Origin of the sequence: Microterricola viridarii (genome assembly GCF_001542775.1) — a bacterium.
GTDB lineage: Bacteria > Actinomycetota > Actinomycetes > Actinomycetales > Microbacteriaceae > Microterricola > Microterricola viridarii_A.
Genome location: NZ_CP014145.1, coordinates 1365864 through 1382857 on the forward strand (window position 1 = coordinate 1365864; position 16994 = coordinate 1382857).

Genomic DNA, 16994 nt, shown 5'->3' on the forward strand with positions numbered 1-16994 from the left:
GGCGTCATCCTACGCCCGGCGGCTCGCCTGGCAATAGTCCCGTTAGATCTCGCCGAAGCCAGACTCGATCAGGGCCGCGAGGGCGTCGACCGCATCGGAGCCGGCCGGATCCTCGGTGGAGAGCACCACGGTCGTTCCCTTGACCAGGCCCATCGCCATGATGCCGAGCAGGCTGCGTGCGTCCGTGCCATTCACCGTGACCTTCGTGCCGAAGGTGTTGGCGAGCTTGACGAAGTCCGCGGCCGGACGGGCGTGCAGCCCGTCCTTGTTCACAAGCGTCACCGTGCGGGTGTACCCGCCGCCAGGCTGTTCGGCCACTGGTTCCTCCGCTGCGGCGGCCACGGCCACCGGGCTGGTGCTGCTCGCGGACTCCGCCGCCTCGACGACGGAGAGCAGCGAAGCGCCCACCTCGCTGGCCACGGCCGCCGCAACACCGCCCTCAATAAGCGGCGCGTCAACGATGCGGACGGTCTCCCGTACGGAGTCGTCGAGGAAGTCCAGTGCGGTCTCTGCGGTGAGGATTGCCGAGCCGAGGTCGCAGAGCACGACGACGCCGACGCCCTGGTTCACCGCGGCGATGCCGGCCGAGACCTTGTCGAAGCTTGTCCCGATCCGGCCGTCGTCGGTGCCGCCGGCCCCCGCCAGCGGCGCGTTCTGTGCCATCTGCCGGGCGAGCTCAAGCAGTCCATCCGTGATCTTCTCGCTGTGTGAGACGTAGACGACGCCGACCCTGGCCACGGATTCCGCTCCCTGCCCGGTCACGACCGGGCTCCGGCCGCGGCCTCGGCCGCCCGCAGCAGCAGCGCGCTGGACTGCGCCCCTGGGTCGCGGTGGCCGATGGCACGGTCACCGAGGTAGCTGGCGCGGCCCTTGCGGGCCACCAGCGGCTCGGTGGCGGCGGCGCCCGCCTCTGCCGCAGATGCAGCGGCCTGCAGAATCTCGTGCACACCCGCGCCGGCGGCCACCGCAGCGGTAGCGGCGTCGACGGCGGGAGTCCACGCATCAATCATCGTCTTGTCGCCCGGCTCCGCCTTGCCTCGCAGCACGATCCCGTCTCGGGCGGCCGTCAGCGCGGCCACCAATGCCGGCCCGTCCAACTCGGTCGCCGATCCAGCAGCGAGGGCGGCCTTGAGGAAGGCCGTCCCATACAGCGGGCCGGCTGCACCACCGACAGTGGAGATCAAGGTCGTCGCGACCACCTTCAGCACGTCGCCGGGCGTGGCGTCATCCGCCAGCCCGTCGAGGTGCTCCAACACGGCTTGGAAGCCCCTGTCCATGTTCTCGCCGTGGTCGCCGTCGCCGATCTCCCTGTCCAGCGTGATCAGTGCAACACGATTCTCGGCGAGCACCTCGGCGGCCGTGACGATCCAGGCGCGTGCCCATGCGGCGTCGACGCTGTCGGCCATTACCGTCCCCACCGCAGCGCAGCGGTCTGCACCGGTGCATCCCACAGCTCGGTCAGCTCGGCGTCGAGCTTCAGCACCGAGATGGACGCACCCTGCATCTCCAGCGAGGTAGTGAAGTTGCCGACCAGCGATCGGGTCACCTTCACGCCGCGCTCGGCGAGCAGCTCTGCCGCCCTGCGGTAGACGATGTAGAGCTCGACCTGGGGCGTGCCGCCCATGCCGTTGACCAGCAGTAGCGCCTCTTCGCCCGCCTCAAACGGCATGTCCTCCAGGATCGCTCCGAGCAGGCGGTCGACGATGGCGTCGGCCGGCTCCAACTTGATCCGCTCGCGGCCCGGTTCGCCGTGGATACCGATGCCGATCTCGATCTCATCGTCGGCGAGGGTGAAACTCGGCTCTCCGGCGTGCGGCACAACGCAGGGCGTCAGGGCAACGCCCATGGTGCGCACCCGCGAGTTCACGGTGGCCGCGACGGCCGCGACGGCGGCCAGGTTGTCGCCACGTTCGGCCGCTGCCCCGGCGATCTTCTCGACCAACACGGTGCCGGCGACGCCGCGCCGTCCGGCCGTGTACAGCGAGTCCTTGACAGCGACGTCATCGTCGACGATGACGGAGACCACCTCGATTCCCTCTGCACCGGCGAGGTCGGCGGCCGTCTCGAAGTTCAGCACGTCTCCGGTGTAGTTCTTGACGATGTGCAGCACGCCAGCGCCACCGTCGACTGCCTTCGTCGCGGCCACAATCGGGTCGGGGGTCGGCGAGGTGAAGACCGGGCCGGGCACGGCGGCATCGAGCATGCCGAAGCCGACGAAGCCGGCGTGCAACGGCTCATGGCCGCTCCCGCCGCCGCTGACGATTCCGACTTTCCCGGAGCGCGGGGCATCCGCACGAACGACGAAAACGGGGTCGAGTTCGGCGCGCACGATGTCACTGTGCGCCTGTGCGAAGCCACTCACCGCCTCGGCGACGACGTTCTTCGGATCGTTGATGAGCTTCTTCACAAGCTTTCCTTCCGTCGGAGGCCTCCGCGCGTCGAGGCGGCGAAGACGAATCACTCGGCTACTCAGCCCAAACTACGGCCTAAACGCGCTGGGCGGTAGCCCGAAGCAACGTTTCAGACTGGTCATTCCCAACGGGGCCGCCCGCCGCTATGTTGATAGGCATTGGAGCGTTGCAACGCCCTTACTTGGCCGCGCAGCGACGAACAAGAAAGGTCAACGTGGACAATCTCGGAGTTCTCTTCCTGTCGGAGCTGCTCGGCACAGCGATGCTCGTGCTTCTCGGCTGTGGCGTCGTCGCAAACGTCGCACTCGCCAAGAACAAGGGTCTCGGTGGCGGCTTCCTCATGGTGAACATCGGCTGGGGCCTCGCGGTCTTCGCCGGTGTCATCGTCGCCTACGCATCCGGCGCGCACATCAACCCGGCCGTCACCCTCGGCCTCGTCGCCAACGGCGCCACCGAGTTCGGCAACGCCGCGCTCGGCACAACGGTCGCAGTCAATGCGGTCTCGGTCCTGGCCTACATTGCCGCCCAGCTGATCGGAGCCATTATCGGCGCCGTCATCGTCTGGCTGGCGTACAAGCAGCACTTCGACGAGGAGCCCGAGCCGGCCAACAAGCTCGGTGTCTTCTCCACCGGCCCTGCCATCCGCTCTTACGGCTGGAACCTCGTCACCGAGATCATCGGCACGTTCGTGCTGGTGTTCGTGGTGATCGCGTTCGGCGGTGGCCGGCAAGGCGACGGCGGCCTCGCCGCACTCGGCGCCCTCCCCGTTGCCCTCCTCGTTATCGGAATCGGCGCCTCCCTCGGTGGCCCGACCGGATACGCGATCAACCCGGCCCGTGACCTCGGCCCGCGCATCGCGCACTTCCTGCTGCCGATCAAGGGCAAGGGCAGCTCCGACTGGAGTTACTCCTGGGTGCCCATCGTCGGCCCGATCATCGGCGGCATGCTCGCCGGCTGGTCGGCCCTGGTGCTCCTGCCAATCCTCACCTAAGCCCCTAGGGCCGACTCGGCCTCGCCGAGTCGGCCCTTCTTCTTTTGCCGTCATCCGCATCAACACCCTCCCGAAGGAGCAACCCCATGGCCGACTACGTTCTCGCCATTGACCAGGGCACCACCAGCTCGCGTGCCATCATCTTCAACAAGGCCGGGTCGATCGTCTCGACCGGCCAGCTCGAGCACGAGCAGATCTTCCCGCAGGCCGGCTGGGTCGAACACAATGCCACCCAGATCTGGGACAACGTGCGCGAGGTGATCGGCCAGGCACTTGCCAAGGCGAACCTCACCCGGCACGACATCGCCTCGATCGGCATCACGAACCAGCGCGAGACTGCCGTGGTGTGGAACAGGAACACGGGCCGCCCGGTCTACAACGCCATCGTCTGGCAGGACACCCGCACCCAGCCCATCGTCGACAGGCTCGCCGCCGACGGTGGCGTCGAGCGCTTCAAGCAGCAAGTCGGCCTGCCGCTGGCCACCTATTTCTCCGGCACCAAGATCGTCTGGATCCTGGAGAATGTGCCAGGCGCCCGCGAGGCGGCGGATGCCGGCGAGCTCATGTTCGGCACCACCGACAGCTGGGTGCTCTGGAACCTGACCGGCGGCGTCAACGGCGGCGTGCACGCCACCGACGTCACCAACGCCAGCCGCACGCTGTTCATGGACTTGGAGACCCTGCAGTGGGATGACGCGATCCTCGCAGCCTTCGACGTGCCGCGCTCGATGCTGCCGGAGATCCGCTCCTCCTCCGAGGTGTACGGGGTTGCCGACGAGCACTCGCTCCTGCGCGAGACGCCGATCGCCGGCATCCTGGGCGACCAGCAGGCCGCCACCTTCGGCCAGGCCGCGTTCGACACCGGTGAGTCCAAGAACACCTACGGCACCGGTAACTTCCTCATCTTCAACACGGGTGAGGAGATCGTTCACTCCAAGAACGGCCTGCTCACCACGCTCGGCTACAAGCTGGGCGACGCGAAGCCGCACTACGCACTGGAGGGCTCCATCGCCGTGACCGGGTCGCTGATCCAATGGCTGCGCGACAACCTCGGGCTGTTCTCATCGGCGGCCGAGGTCGAGGCGCTGGCGAAGACGGTCGACGACAACGGCGGGGCCTACTTCGTGCCCGCGTTCTCCGGCCTGTTCGCCCCGTACTGGCGAGCGGATGCCCGCGGTGCGCTGGTCGGCCTCACCCGCTACGTGAACAAGGGCCACATCGCCCGCGCCGCGCTGGAGGCCACGGCCTTCCAGACCCGCGAGGTACTGGACGCGGTCAACGCAGACTCAGGCGTGGACCTGACGGAGCTGAAGGTGGACGGCGGCATGATCGCCAACAACCTGCTGATGCAGTTCCAGGCCGACATCCTGGGCGTACCGGTGGTGCGCCCCGTCGTGGCGGAGACGACGGCGCTCGGCGCCGCCTACGCGGCCGGACTGGCCGTCGGCTTCTGGAGCGGGCTCGACGACCTGCGCGCCAACTGGCAGGAGGACAGCCGGTGGACCCCGCAGATGGACAAGGCCGAGGCCGACCGTCTGCTGCGCAACTGGAAGAAGGCCGTCACGAAGACCCTCGACTGGGTCGACGACGACGTGAAGTAGCGCGCGTTCGGGTCGGGGCGTCTATCCCTTGGACGCCTCGACCCACCGGGCGAGTTTGGCCGCCGCGGCACCGGAGTCAATGACTTCGGCCGCGACGGCCATTTTCGTGCTGAAGCGCTCCAAGATGTTGACCTGGCTCTGGGCCGGGTCGTTGGCGAGCTCGAACGAGACCAGGCCGGCCGCGGCGTTCAACAGAACGATGTCGCGCACGGGCCCCTGCTCGCCCTGCAGCACGCGGTGCACGACGGTGGCGTTGTGCTCGGCGTCGCCGCCGAGCAAGTCGCTCATCTTGGCCCTCTTGATGCCGAGGTCACGCGGGTCGATGTCGTGCTCGGTGACCAGACCCCGGGAGACCTCCCAGACGTGGCTGTGGCCGGTGGTCGTGAGTTCGTCGAGCCCGTCATCGCCGCGGAAGACGAGCGCCGTCGCTCCCCTGGTCTGGAAGACACCGACAAACAACGGAACGCGGTCGAGCTGGGCGACGCCGACGGCGGATGCCTCTGGCCTGGCCGGGTTGCAGAGCGGGCCGAGGTAGTTGAACACCGTCGGGATGCCCAACTCGCTGCGCACGGCGCCGGCGTGCCGGAATCCCGGGTGGAAGGCTGCCGCGTATGCGAAGGTGATGCCGGACTCGAGCAGGATCTCCGCCACGCGGTCGGCTGACAGGGTGAGGTCAATGCCGAGGGCCGCCAGCACGTCGGATGAACCGGATGCCGAGCTTGCCGCACGATTGCCGTGCTTGATCACGGGCACCCCGCTGGCCGCACAGACAATGGCGGCCATCGTCGACACGTTCACGGTGCCGAAGCGGTCACCGCCGGTGCCGACGATGTCTAGCGCCATGGAGTCGACCTCGAGGGGCACAGCGTGGTCGAGGATCGCGTCGCGGAAGCCCACGATCTCGTTCACCGTCTCGCCCTTGGCGCGGAGCGCGATGAGGAATGCGGCGATCTGGGCCTGGCTGGCCTCCCCCATCATGACCTGGTCCATGCACCATGCTGCGTCGGCAATACTCAGGTCTTCGCCGTTCAGCAGGGAGGTGAGAACGGATGGCCACGTCTGAATCTCAAGCATGTGCCAATCCTAGAAGGAATGATTCACTGCGAATACACGGCTACTCACCACGTATTCTCAGCGTTCTGGGGTTGAAACTAAGGCTCGCCTAACCAAAAAATAGGCGACAGACCGCTCTGAATGGGAAAACCCTGCGAGTATTTCGGCCATAATGGAGGAGTGACGAGCACTTCAATTACGCAGCCGGCCAGCGCCCCTGCCATTAACCGGCCCAATACCGTAGCGGTGGGTACCATCGTGTGGCTCGGCAGCGAAGTCATGTTCTTCGCCGGCCTCTTCGCCATCTACTTCACTTTGCGCTCTACGAGCCCCGAGCTGTGGGAGTTCGAGACCGCGCGTCACAACTTCCCATTCGCGCTCGTGAACACGCTGATCCTGGTCGCGTCTTCGTTCACGTGCCAGTTCGGTGTGTTCGCAGCCGAGCGGATGCAGGCGAGGTCCACAGGATGGAAGCCCACGCAGTGGGGCACCGTCGAGTGGTTCTTCCTCACCTTCGCTCTGGGCGCCATCTTCGTGTCCGGCCAGATCTTCGAGTACGCCACGTTGGTGTCTGAGGGCATCTCGCTCTCCTCCAACGCCTACGGCTCGGCGTTCTACCTCACGACCGGCTTCCACGGCATCCACGTGACGGCTGGACTCTTCGCCTTCTTGCTGGTCATCGGTCGATTCTTCGCGGTGCAGAACCGCAACTTCGGCCACCGCGAGGCCACCAGCGCCATCGTGGTCTCTTACTACTGGCACTTCGTTGACGTTGTCTGGATCGGGCTCTTCCTGGTCATCTACGTTCTCAAATAGGAATACAGGAGCGGATTACTTCTCATGACCGAGAGCACAAAGCCCAAGGTTCGCGCAGCGCGCAAGACTGGGCGCCGGCACCCGCTGGCCACCGTCGCACTGCTGGCGATCGGCTTGGTATTCACAGGCGGCGCCTACACCGCCTTCAGCGCGAGCACCGCGTCGGCTGAAACCGACATCACCTCGCAGCAGACCATCGACGAGGGCAAGAAGCTGTTCCAGGCGAACTGCGCCACTTGCCACGGCCTCGAGGCCCAGGGCACCGGCGACGGTCCCAGCCTGATCGGCGTCGGCGCTGCCGCCGTCGACTTCCAGGTCGGTACCGGCCGCATGCCGATGCAGATGCACGGCCCGCAGGCCGAGGTCAAGCCGGTTCAGTTCACCGATGAGCAGATCAAGGCCCTCGCCGGCTACGTCGCCTCGCTGGCTCCCGGCCCCGCGATCCCCGCTCCCGAGCTCGTCGACGGCGGCGGCAACGCGGCCAACGGCGCCGAGCTGTTCCGCATCAACTGCGCCATGTGCCACAACGTGGCCGGAGCCGGTGGAGCACTCACCGAGGGCAAGTACGCCCCGAACCTCTCGGAAGTCACCGGAACGCACATCTACGAGGCCATGGTTACCGGCCCGCAGAACATGCCCGTCATCAGCGACTTGAACGTCAGCCCTGAAGACAAGCGCGACATCATCACCTACATCAAGTACATGCAGGACAACCGGTCCCCCGGCGGTTTCGAGCTCGGTTCGCTCGGCCCCGTCGCAGAGGGTTTGTTTATCTGGATCTTTGGTCTCGGCACGATTGTCGCCCTGACCGTGTGGATCACGGCAAAGTCCAACTGATCTACGCACAGCAATGAAACAGCGTGAAAAGGAGAACCATGGCACAGGACGATAACGGCGGTAAGGACTTGACCGCTGCCGATTCGTCGGGCCTCGCCCACGCGGAGGAATCCGCAGGCCTCGCCGTCATCGCGCGCGACGCCTTGACCGACCCGGGACTGCCGCCGCACCACGAGCGCATCACGGACATCGATCCGAAGGCTGAGAAGCGCGCAGAGCGCACCGTCTACACACTCTTCTACCTGTCGATCGTCGGCAGCGTCTGGGCGGTCGCCGCCTACATGCTGTTCCCGATGGAGTCGAACAACGTCGGAGACGTGCGACTGAACAACTTGTTCATCGGACTCGGCATCACACTCGGGCTTCTGGCGCTCGGCATCGGTGCCGTGCACTGGGCCAAGGCGCTCATGTACGCCAAGGAAGGCATCGACGTCCGCCACCCCACCCGGGGTACGGAGGAGACCAGGGCTCGCGCCGTGGAGATCTTCCAGGAGGCCAACGAGGAATCCGGCTTCGGCCGTCGCACCCTGATCCGCAACACGTTGATCGGTGCACTTGTCGCTTTCCCGCTGCCGGCCGTCGTGCTGTTCCGTGGTCTCGCACCGCAGGACCAGAACCCCGTAGAGCTGCTCTCCCACACCTTGTGGGCCAAGGGCACTCGCCTGGCGCTGGACCCCAGCGGCGCACCGATCAAGGCCTCCGACGTCACCCTCGGCAGCTCCTTCCACGTGATCCCCGAGGGCCTCACGGACCTCAGCCACGGCGAGGGCTACCTCGAGGAGAAGGCCAAGGCAGTTGTTCTGCTCATGCGCCTCAAGCCGGAAGACCTGCACGAGCTGCCGGAGCGCAAGGACTGGTCGTACGACGGCATCGTCGCGTACTCCAAGATCTGCACCCACGTCGGATGCCCCGTCGCGCTGTACGAGCAGCAGACGCACCACCTGCTCTGCCCCTGCCACCAGTCGCAGTTCGACGTCTCCAACCACTGTGAGGTCATCTTCGGACCGGCCGCACGCGCGCTGCCACAGCTGCCGATTGCTGTGGACGCCGAGGGTTACCTCATCGCGCAGAGCGACTTCACTGAACCCGTCGGCCCGAGCTTCTGGGAGCGTCATTGAGCACCGCAACTACCACGAGCGCCCCGAACTCCACGGAGTCGGCGGCGAAGAAGCCCGGTGGTTTCACGGCCGCCGCAGCCAACTACATTGACGAGCGCACCAGCGTTTCCGGTGCCGTCAAGGAGTTCGGTCGCAAGATCTTCCCCGACCACTGGTCGTTCCTGCTTGGTGAGGTCGCGCTCTTCGCGTTCGTCGTCATCCTGCTCTCCGGTTCGTTCCTGACGTTCTTCTTCCAGGCCTCCATGGTTGAGGTGCACTACGACGGCTCCTACGTGCCGCTCAAGGGTGTGCCGATGTCCGTGGCGATGTCCTCGACGTTGGACATCTCGTTCGACATCCGCGGTGGTCTCCTGATGCGTCAGATCCACCACTGGGCTGCGCTGCTGTTCGTCGCCTCCATCGGCCTGCACATGCTGCGCATCTTCTTCACCGGTGCGTTCCGCAAGCCGCGTGAGCTCAACTGGGTCATCGGCTTCGTGCTGTTCATCCTGGCCATGGCCGAGGGCTTCACCGGCTACTCGCTCCCGGATGACCTGCTCTCGGGCAACGGCCTCCGGATCATTGACGGAATCATCAAGGGCATCCCGGTTGTCGGAACCTGGATCTCGTTCCTGCTGTTCGGTGGCGAGTTCCCCGGAGACCAGATCGTCGGGCGCCTCTACACCCTGCACATCCTGTTGCTGCCCGCGATTGTCGTGTTGTTCATCGCGCTGCACCTCGTGTTCGTCGTCGTGCACAAGCACACGCAGTACCCCGGTGCCGGCAAGGATGAGCGCACGGTCGTCGGCTACCCGATCCTCCCCGTGTACACGGCCAAGGCCGGTGGGTTCTTCTTCATCGTCTTCGGCATCATCGCGCTGATCGCCTCGCTGTTCACGATCAACCCGGTCTGGAACTACGGCCCGTACGACCCGTCACCGGTGTCGGCCGGTACCCAGCCTGACTGGTACATCGGTTTTGCCGATGGTGCGCTGCGTCTGGTTCCGCCGGGCTGGGAGTTTGTGCTGTTCGACCGCACCTGGTCGTTCAACATCCTCGCCCCGCTGATCGTCATCGGTATCTTCATCGTGCTGGTTCTGATCTACCCGTTCATCGAGGCCTGGATCACCGGAGACAAGCGCGAGCACCACGTGCTTGACCGCCCGCGCAACGCCCCGACCCGCACCGCCATCGGTGCAGCCGGTGTCACGTTCTACGCGGCCATGTGGGCAGCGGCCAGCTCCGACCTCATCGCGACGCACTTCAAGCTCACGATGGAGGGCGTCATCCACAGCCTCCAGGCGATGCTGATCCTTGGCCCGTTCGTGGCGTACTTCATCACGAAGCGCATCTGCATCGCGCTGCAGAAGAAGGATCGCGAGATCGTTCTGCACGGCTTCGAGTCCGGCCGCATCGTCAAGCTGCCCGGCGGCGAGTTCATCGAGGTGCACGAACCCCTCGACGAGTACGAGCGCTGGCGCCTGGTCGACTACACCGACTACAAGCCGCTGATGATCCGTCCGAACGCCAAGGGCAAGATCACCGCAGGGCAGCGCCTGCGGGCCGGCCTTTCGCGCTGGTTCTTCGAAGACCGCATCTCCCCCGTCACCAAGACGGAGATCGAGCAGTCGCACGGAGACCACCACTAAGGTGTCACCCTGAGAGGGGCGTTGGAGACGTGAAAACGTCGCCAACGCCCCTCTTGCTTTCCCCTCTCACGAATCGGCTTTCCGGAGGACCCGTCATGACCCTGCCCAGTCTCGCTGCCTGGCTGCGCTGCCCACAGTGCGCGGAGCCGCTCACCCCCGGGAGCCGCTCGCCCTGGCCTGTGCATCCGGCCACAGCTTCGACGTAAACAAGCGCGGATTCGTGAACCTGGTGTCGGCCGGCAGCAAGATGATCGGCGACTCCCCCGCCATGCTCGACGCCCGCTCCGAGTTCCTCGGCGCCGGGCACTACGCGCCCGTGCGCGACGCCCTCGTGGCCGCAGTCGTCGCCAGTGGGGACACCCCGCGCCGCGTCGTCGAGGCGGGGTGTGGCACCGGCTACTACCTCGAGGGCGTCCTCGCCGGACCGGCAGCAGGCTCTGCCGCCCTCGCAATGGACATCTCACCGCACGCGGTGGCGCGTGCCGTGCGAGGTGCCCGGGCGCTCCCCAACGGGCCAGGCGGTACCGTCGACGGCCTTGTCGCCGACATCTGGCGCCCCCTGCCGCTGCGCGACGCCAGCGCGGAGCTGCTGTTCACCGTCTTCGCCCCGCGCAATCTTCCCGAGTTCCACCGGGCCCTCACAGCGCAGGGCCGGTTGATCGTCGTCGTGCCGAGCGTGCGGCACATCTGGCAGCTCCGGGAATCCGGCCAGGCCCTCGACATTCCTGCAGAGAAGGCCGAGCGACTCACGGCCGAGGCCGCCCCCTTGTTTGACCAGACCTCCCGCGCAGGAGTCGAGTATGACATCGTGCTCTCCCCCACCGACGCAGCCAAGCTCGTGGGCATGGGGCCGTCCTCCCACCACGCCGGCCAGTCCGCCGGCGACGCAGAGCCGGTAGACATTGCCGTCACCGTGAGCGTCGACGTTCTCACCTTCACGGCACGCTAGACAGCCGCGACCCTCACGGTCGTCTCGGCAGCGACGCTGCTGCTGGCCGGCTCGCGCACGCTCGGCTCGCTGATCGCCAGCGACAGTCGGGGCTCCCCGCGGTGCTGAGGCCGCGTTCTGTGACCTGCGCTGGCCCCTAGTCGCTGGCCCCTCATCGCTGTCGTGCTCCTGCTGGCGCGATCAACATTGAGGTGCAGTCGGCCGACCTCGACCAGCAGCTGGCCGCACTCGACCCAGGCGCCGAGCACCTCGTCTACTGCCGCTCCGGCACCCGCTCGGCACAGGCGATCGCCCGGTTTGGTCGTCGTCACTGGGTAGCCGCGGGACGAGATCCGCTGGCACAGAAATCCCCTGGCACTGAAGGCACAGAAAAGGCCCCATCCTGACGATCCAAGATGGGGCCTGCCTGTGTTGCGTGTTGCTTAGCGGGCGAAGAGTCCGCGGTAGTACTCGTAGACCCAGCCAACAATGCTGACGGCCAAGATACCGACGCCGATGAAGCAGATCCAGAAGCCAGCGGCCAGACCGAGCATGAACAGCGTCAGAGAGGCGGCGACCATGACCGGCCACCAGCTCCACGGGCTGAAGAAGCCGAGCTCGGCGTCGCCATCATCGATGTTCGAGTCGAGACGGTCCTCGGGCAGTTCACCGCCCTGGGCCGCGTAGACGCGGTCCAGGTAGAAGGCGATGAAGCCGGTGAGAACACCACAGAGGGCGATCGCGATGGTGCCCACCCACTCGAGGTGACCGAAGTCGATGACAGACCAGACGCCGTAGATCGCAGCGACGACGACGAAGAAGACCGTCAGGATCCAGAGAAGAACGGAATTGACGCGCATTACTTGATCCTCTCCGTGCCGGCGTCGAAGGTGGGCGCATCGGGTGCGTCCTTAGCCGGACCGATACCAATCGGCAGGGCTGCCTCGGGGTGGTTCAGGTCGAAGGCGGGGCGCTCAGAGCGGATCCGCGGGATCGACGTGAAGTTGTGACGCGGCGGCGGGCACGAGGTGGCCCACTCCAGCGATCCGCCGTAACCCCAGGGGTCGTTGACGGTGACCTTCGGAGCGTTACGCGCGGTGATGTACACGTTCAGGAAGAACGGGATCATCGAGGCGGCAAGCACCATAGAGCCGATGGTGGAGAGCTCGTTCATCCAGGTGAAGCCATCGCTCGGCAGGTAGCTGGCGTAGCGGCGGGGCATGCCCACAACGCCGAGCCAGTGCTGCACGAGGAAGGTCGTGTGGAAGCCGAGGAACAGCAGCCAGAAGTGCCACTTGCCCAGACGCTCGTTGAGCATCTTTCCGGTCCACTTGGGCCACCAGAAGTAGAAGCCACTGAACATGGCGAACACGACGGTGCCGAAGACGACGTAGTGGAAGTGGGCGACGACGAAGTAGGTGTCAGAGACGTGGAAGTCCAGCGGCGGCGAAGCCAGGATGACACCGGTGAGGCCACCGAAGGTGAAGGTCACGAGGAAGCCGATGGCCCAGAGCATGGGCGTCTCGAAGGTCAGCGACCCTCGCCACATGGTTCCGATCCAGTTGAAGATCTTCACACCCGTCGGAACCGCGATGAGCATTGTCATCAGCGAGAAGAACGGCAGCAGCACGGAGCCGGTGACGTACATGTGGTGAGCCCACACGGTCACGGACAGTGCGGCGATCGCGATCGTCGCGTAGACCAGGGTCTTGTATCCGAAGATCGGCTTGCGGCTGAACACCGGGAAGACCTCGGAGACAATGCCGAAGAACGGCAGCGCGATGATGTACACCTCGGGGTGACCGAAGAACCAGAACAGGTGCTGCCACAGGATGACGCCACCATTGGCCGGGTCATAGATATGCATGCCGAAGACGCGGTCACCAGCGGCTGCCAGCATGGCTGCGGCGAGAACCGGGAAGGCCATCAGGACGAGGATCGAGGTGACCAGCGTGTTCCAGGTGAAGATCGGCATACGGAACATCGTCATGCCCGGGGCGCGCATCGTGATGATGGTGGTGATGAAGTTCACCGCACCGAGGATCGTTCCGAAACCGCTCAAGCCGAGGCCGAGCATCCAGAGGTTGCCGCCAAGACCCGGCGAGAACGTCGTCGACGCCAGGGGCTGGTAGGCGAACCATCCGAAGGATGCCGCACCCTGCGGGGTGAGGAATCCGGCGACCGCCATGAGGCTACCGAAGCTGAACAGCCAGTAGGCGAACGCGTTCAGACGCGGGAACGCGACATCCGGCGCACCGATCTGCAACGGCATGAGCACATTGGCGAAACCGGCGAACAGGGGCGTCGCGAACATGAGCAGCATGATCGTGCCGTGCATGGTGAAGAGCTGGTTGTACTGCTCCTTGGTGGCCACGATCTCGAGGCCCGGAGCGAACAGCTGCGCGCGGATGATGAGGGCCATCACGCCGCCGATGCAGAAGTAGATGAACGAGGTGATCAGGTACAGGTACCCGATGACCTTGTGGTCGGTGGAGGTGATCCACTTGACCAAGATGTTGCCCTTGCGCTCGACCTTCGGTGCGCCGAATGGCGCCGAGGTCGGTGCGGGTGCTGTGGTGGTGCTCATGGCCTAGTGTTCCTCCTTGAGCTCGGGCGCCCCGGTACCCGGCAGGTTCTGGTTGCGGTCGAATTCGAAGCCGAGCTGGCCTTCCTGACCGGCGTCGCGCAGGGACTGGATGTAGTCGTCGTACTTGGCCTGAGAAACGACCTCGACGTTGAAGAGCATGAGCGAGTGGTACTCGCCACACAGCTCGGCACACTTGCCCTTGTAGGTGCCCTCCTTGGTGGGGGTCACGTACATGTAGTTGGACTTGCCGGGGAACATGTCCTTCTTGTACAAGAAGTCGATGACCCAGAAAGAGTGGATGACGTCGCGGCTGTCGAGACGGATCTCGATCTTCTTGTCCACCGGGAGCACGAGGGTCGGCAGAGCCGCCTCGTCGATCGCGCCGGGCTCTCCGCCATCTGCAGGCTGGGCCTGGATGCCGGGAGAGTAGACGTCCTCATCCGTGTAGTTGAAGTCCCATGCCCACTGCTTGGCCATGACCTGCACCTTGACATCGGGCTCGGCGTACGGTGCCTCGATTGCCGCCTGGTCACGCGCGGTGAAGGCGAAGAAGCCCAGCACGAGGATCAGGGGCACGATCGTGTAGAAGATCTCGATCGGCATGTTGTAGCGCAGCTGGACGGGGAGACCCGTCTGACCCTTGCGACGGCGGTAAACGATGACGGCCCAGATGATGAGCCCCCATGTGATGAGGCCCACAATGAGCAGGACGATCCAGGATGTGGTCCACAGACCAGACACCATTGAGGTGTTCGACGTGACAGGGTTTTCACCCTCCACGAATCCGGGGAGAAAACCGTTGAGCTGTGCCTGGGTACACCCGGCAAGAACTACGGCTAACGTCGCTGCGATTGGAATTGCAGCCCATCGGAGTCGGCGATTGTTGCGCACCGGTGACCTTTCGGGAGACTCGAAGACGCTTCACAGGGAAGTGCCATTGACCGTTTCTACCCTACTCCGCTCTGGCCCGCACATTGTGCATTTACACTGCCTTACCCCGGCCAATTCCCAAGAAACCCGGGTAGAAGTCGCTTAAAACACCTTGGGAGGACATCCGCTTGGATGCCCTCCCGAGGAAGATGCGTTATAACTCGCGCCGACTGTGGCGCTGGAGACGCTTAGTGGAACGAGTCGCCGCAGGCGCAGCTGTCGCCGGCGTTGGGGTTGTCGATGGTGAAACCCTGCTTCTGGATGGTGTCCTCGAAGTCGATCGAGGCGCCGTCCAGGTAGGGCACGCTCATCTTGTCGACGATGACCTCGACGCCGTCGTAGTCGACGACCGCGTCACCGTCGAGCATGCGCTCGTCGAAGTAGAGCTGGTAGATCAGGCCGGAACAGCCACCGGGCTGCACGGCAACGCGCAGGCGCAGGTCGTCGCGCCCTTCCTGCGTGAGCAGGCTCTTCACCTTGGCGGCGGCCGCCTCTGAGAGACCGACCTTGTGCTCGATCGTCGGTGTGCTTGTCTCGGTCATGCTGCTCCCTGTTTCTGAGGCCCAAGTTTCTGAGGCCCAATGGGCGTCGGGGACCTGGTGGTCTTGAAATCTACTGAGATTCTACCTGCGTCAACCCCGAAGGGCCTGTGCTCATTCCCGGGCGTTCAGACGGGCCAGCAGCAGGGCCTCGCTGAGCACGGCCCGCTTGAAGACGCCGAGGTGCAGCGACTCGTTCGGGCTGTGCGCGCGGGAGTCCGGGTCTTCGACGCCGGTGACCAGGATCTCGGCCTGTGGGAACTCGCGGACGAGGTCAGAGATGAACGGGATGGAGCCACCAATGCCCGTGTCGACGGGCTCGACACCCCAGGCATCGGCCATTGCCTGCTTGGCCTCACGGACGGCCCAGCCGCTGGTGTCGACCAGGAAGGCCTCCCCCATGTCCACCTCGGTGATCGTGAGCTCTGCACCCCACGGGGCGTTAGCCAGCAGGTGCGCCTCGAGGGCGGCGAAGGCCTCGGCAGCCGGCTGGCCGGGAGCCACGCGGGAGCTGATCCGCACGCTGATCACCGGGGCGAGCGTGTTGGAGGCGTTGGCGACGCTCGGGGCGTCGATGCCGGTGACGGTGACGGTCGGCTGAGCCCAGATGCGGCTGAGGATGCTGCCCCGGCCGATCGGCGAGACGCCGGGCAGCAGGCCGGTCTCGGCGCGCAGCTGCTCCTCGGAGTAGGCGGGGGTGACGGTCTCGTGGCTCGTCAGGCCGGCGACTGCGACGGCACCGTCCGCATCGTGCATGCTGGCCAGCAGGCGGATCGTGGCGAGCATGGCATCTGGAACGGCGCCGCCGAACATGCCGGAGTGGGAGGCGTGCTCGAGGGTGCGCACGGTCAGCTTGAACGTGACGTTGCCGCGGAGGGCGACGGTGAGCGCCGGGGTGTCGATGTCCCAGTTGCTCGAGTCGGCGACGACGATGGCGTCTGCCTTCAACGCCTCACGGTTGTCGACGAGGAAGTTCGCGAAGGAGCGGGAGCCGAACTCCTCCTCCCCCTCGATGAACAGCGCGATGCCGAGGTCGAAGTCCTCGCCGACGGCCTCGATCAGGGCCCGGACGGAGGCCACGTGCGCCATCACACCGGCCTTGTCGTCGGCGGCGCCGCGGCCGTACAGCCGGTCCCCGCGGACAACGGGCTGGTACGGCTCGGAGTCCCAGTCGGCGTCGTTGCCGGGGGGCTGGACGTCGTGGTGGGCGTACAGCAGCACGGTGGGCCGGCCGTTGCGGGCCGCCCGGGTGGCGAGCACAGCCGGCTGGCCGAGTTCGCCGGCATCCGAATCGCCCGGCTCCCCCGCGATCGCGGAGCGCTTGATCTCGACGGTCTCGAACACGCCGAGCCCGCGCACCAGATCGGCGACGGCGTCCGCGCTGGCAGCGACGTGGGCGGGGTCGAAGGCCGACCAAGCCACCGAGGGGATGCGTACGAGGCTGGAGAGCTCGGCGATGGTGCGGGGAAGGTCGAGTTCGACGGCTTCCCGCACCGCCTCCTCAATCTGGGCTTGGCTGTGAGTGTTGGGGTGCGTCTGCGTACTGTCGCTCATG

16 protein-coding genes are annotated in these 16994 nt (G+C 65.7%); 7 read left to right on the forward strand and 9 right to left on the reverse strand.

Going from position 1 to position 16994, the window contains the following annotated elements; translation table 11 throughout:
• Nucleotides 1-42 precede the first annotated feature (42 nt).
• From dhaM to dhaK, 3 genes are read right to left on the reverse strand one after another with little or no spacing between them, the layout of a single operon-like run.
• Entirely contained in the window at nucleotides 43-762 is a 720-nt protein-coding gene (gene dhaM / locus AWU67_RS06300; RefSeq protein ID WP_234407375.1) for a dihydroxyacetone kinase phosphoryl donor subunit DhaM, read from the reverse strand.
• Entirely contained in the window at nucleotides 759-1406 is a 648-nt protein-coding gene (gene dhaL / locus AWU67_RS06305) for a dihydroxyacetone kinase subunit DhaL (protein WP_067227223.1), read from the reverse strand. The genes dhaM and dhaL overlap by 4 nt, the downstream gene beginning before the upstream one ends.
• A complete protein-coding gene (gene dhaK / locus AWU67_RS06310) occupies nucleotides 1406-2407 on the reverse strand; it encodes a dihydroxyacetone kinase subunit DhaK (RefSeq protein ID WP_067227224.1) in 1002 nt (333 codons plus the stop codon). Before dhaK ends, dhaL begins: the two co-directional genes overlap by 1 nt.
• Before the next feature lie 266 nt (nucleotides 2408-2673).
• Between dhaK and AWU67_RS06315 the strand changes: the two genes are divergently transcribed.
• Together AWU67_RS06315 and glpK are read left to right on the forward strand one after the other, a co-directional pair.
• On the forward strand, nucleotides 2674-3402 hold the full coding sequence (locus tag AWU67_RS06315) for an MIP/aquaporin family protein (RefSeq protein WP_067232240.1): 729 nt from the start codon (nucleotides 2674-2676) through the stop codon (nucleotides 3400-3402).
• 86 nt (nucleotides 3403-3488) lie between these two features.
• A complete protein-coding gene (glpK, locus tag AWU67_RS06320; RefSeq protein WP_067227225.1) occupies nucleotides 3489-5003 on the forward strand; it encodes a glycerol kinase GlpK in 1515 nt (504 codons plus the stop codon).
• 21 nt (nucleotides 5004-5024) lie between these two features.
• Here the strand turns inward: glpK and trpD are convergent, their stop codons facing one another.
• The gene (gene trpD, locus AWU67_RS06325; RefSeq protein ID WP_067227226.1) at nucleotides 5025-6077 is read right to left on the reverse strand and encodes an anthranilate phosphoribosyltransferase; all 1053 of its coding nucleotides are present in this window, start codon (nucleotides 6075-6077) and stop codon (nucleotides 5025-5027) included.
• 120 nt (nucleotides 6078-6197) lie between these two features.
• On the opposite strand from trpD, the gene AWU67_RS06330 reads away from it, so the two are divergent.
• The 5 genes from AWU67_RS06330 to AWU67_RS06350 all read left to right on the forward strand — a co-directional run bounded on the left by AWU67_RS06330 (nucleotide 6198) and on the right by AWU67_RS06350 (nucleotide 11404).
• On the forward strand, nucleotides 6198-6872 hold the full coding sequence (locus AWU67_RS06330; RefSeq protein WP_082716813.1) for a cytochrome c oxidase subunit 3: 675 nt from the start codon (nucleotides 6198-6200) through the stop codon (nucleotides 6870-6872).
• Between the two features lie 24 nt (nucleotides 6873-6896).
• Nucleotides 6897-7709, forward strand: coding sequence for a cytochrome c (locus tag AWU67_RS06335; protein WP_067227227.1), 813 nt, complete (start codon nucleotides 6897-6899; stop codon nucleotides 7707-7709).
• A 38-nt stretch (nucleotides 7710-7747) separates the two neighbouring features.
• On the forward strand, nucleotides 7748-8827 hold the full coding sequence (locus tag AWU67_RS06340) for a ubiquinol-cytochrome c reductase iron-sulfur subunit (protein ID WP_067227228.1): 1080 nt from the start codon (nucleotides 7748-7750) through the stop codon (nucleotides 8825-8827).
• On the forward strand, nucleotides 8824-10455 hold the full coding sequence (locus AWU67_RS06345) for a cytochrome b (protein ID WP_067227229.1): 1632 nt from the start codon (nucleotides 8824-8826) through the stop codon (nucleotides 10453-10455). Before AWU67_RS06340 ends, AWU67_RS06345 begins: the two co-directional genes overlap by 4 nt.
• Before the next feature lie 136 nt (nucleotides 10456-10591).
• A complete protein-coding gene (locus tag AWU67_RS06350) occupies nucleotides 10592-11404 on the forward strand; it encodes a methyltransferase domain-containing protein (RefSeq protein WP_234407376.1) in 813 nt (270 codons plus the stop codon).
• Between the two features lie 422 nt (nucleotides 11405-11826).
• Here the strand turns inward: AWU67_RS06350 and AWU67_RS06360 are convergent, their stop codons facing one another.
• The 5 genes from AWU67_RS06360 to AWU67_RS06380 form a co-directional block, all read right to left on the reverse strand.
• Nucleotides 11827-12243 (reverse strand): cytochrome c oxidase subunit 4, encoded by a 417-nt coding sequence (locus AWU67_RS06360; RefSeq protein ID WP_067227232.1) that lies wholly within the window; start codon nucleotides 12241-12243, stop codon nucleotides 11827-11829.
• Nucleotides 12243-13970, reverse strand: a complete 1728-nt coding sequence (ctaD, locus tag AWU67_RS06365) for a cytochrome c oxidase subunit I (protein ID WP_067227233.1) — start codon at nucleotides 13968-13970, stop codon at nucleotides 12243-12245. Before ctaD ends, AWU67_RS06360 begins: the two co-directional genes overlap by 1 nt.
• 3 nt (nucleotides 13971-13973) lie before the next feature.
• On the reverse strand, nucleotides 13974-14861 hold the full coding sequence (coxB, locus tag AWU67_RS06370; RefSeq protein WP_067227234.1) for a cytochrome c oxidase subunit II: 888 nt from the start codon (nucleotides 14859-14861) through the stop codon (nucleotides 13974-13976).
• A gap of 227 nt (nucleotides 14862-15088) precedes the next feature.
• Nucleotides 15089-15442, reverse strand: coding sequence for an iron-sulfur cluster insertion protein ErpA (gene erpA / locus AWU67_RS06375; RefSeq protein ID WP_067227235.1), 354 nt, complete (start codon nucleotides 15440-15442; stop codon nucleotides 15089-15091).
• Nucleotides 15443-15553: 111 nt separating this feature from the next.
• A complete protein-coding gene (locus tag AWU67_RS06380; RefSeq protein ID WP_067227236.1) occupies nucleotides 15554-16993 on the reverse strand; it encodes a dipeptidase in 1440 nt (479 codons plus the stop codon).
• Nucleotide 16994 lies beyond the last annotated feature (1 nt).

Coding starts and splice junctions, on each gene's coding strand:
- glpK (WP_067227225.1), top strand. CDS start 3,489: ATGGCCGACTACGTTCTCGCCATTGACCAGGGCACCACCAGCTCGCGT.
- AWU67_RS06360 (WP_067227232.1), bottom strand. CDS start 12,243: ATGCGCGTCAATTCCGTTCTTCTCTGGATCCTGACGGTCTTCTTCGTC.
- AWU67_RS06340 (WP_067227228.1), top strand. CDS start 7,748: ATGGCACAGGACGATAACGGCGGTAAGGACTTGACCGCTGCCGATTCG.
- ctaD (WP_067227233.1), bottom strand. CDS start 13,970: ATGAGCACCACCACAGCACCCGCACCGACCTCGGCGCCATTCGGCGCA.
- AWU67_RS06335 (WP_067227227.1), top strand. CDS start 6,897: ATGACCGAGAGCACAAAGCCCAAGGTTCGCGCAGCGCGCAAGACTGGG.
- erpA (WP_067227235.1), bottom strand. CDS start 15,442: ATGACCGAGACAAGCACACCGACGATCGAGCACAAGGTCGGTCTCTCA.
- AWU67_RS06380 (WP_067227236.1), bottom strand. CDS start 16,993: ATGAGCGACAGTACGCAGACGCACCCCAACACTCACAGCCAAGCCCAG.
- trpD (WP_067227226.1), bottom strand. CDS start 6,077: ATGCTTGAGATTCAGACGTGGCCATCCGTTCTCACCTCCCTGCTGAAC.
- AWU67_RS06315 (WP_067232240.1), top strand. CDS start 2,674: ATGCTCGTGCTTCTCGGCTGTGGCGTCGTCGCAAACGTCGCACTCGCC.
- dhaL (WP_067227223.1), bottom strand. CDS start 1,406: ATGGCCGACAGCGTCGACGCCGCATGGGCACGCGCCTGGATCGTCACG.
- AWU67_RS06330 (WP_082716813.1), top strand. CDS start 6,198: ATGGGAAAACCCTGCGAGTATTTCGGCCATAATGGAGGAGTGACGAGC.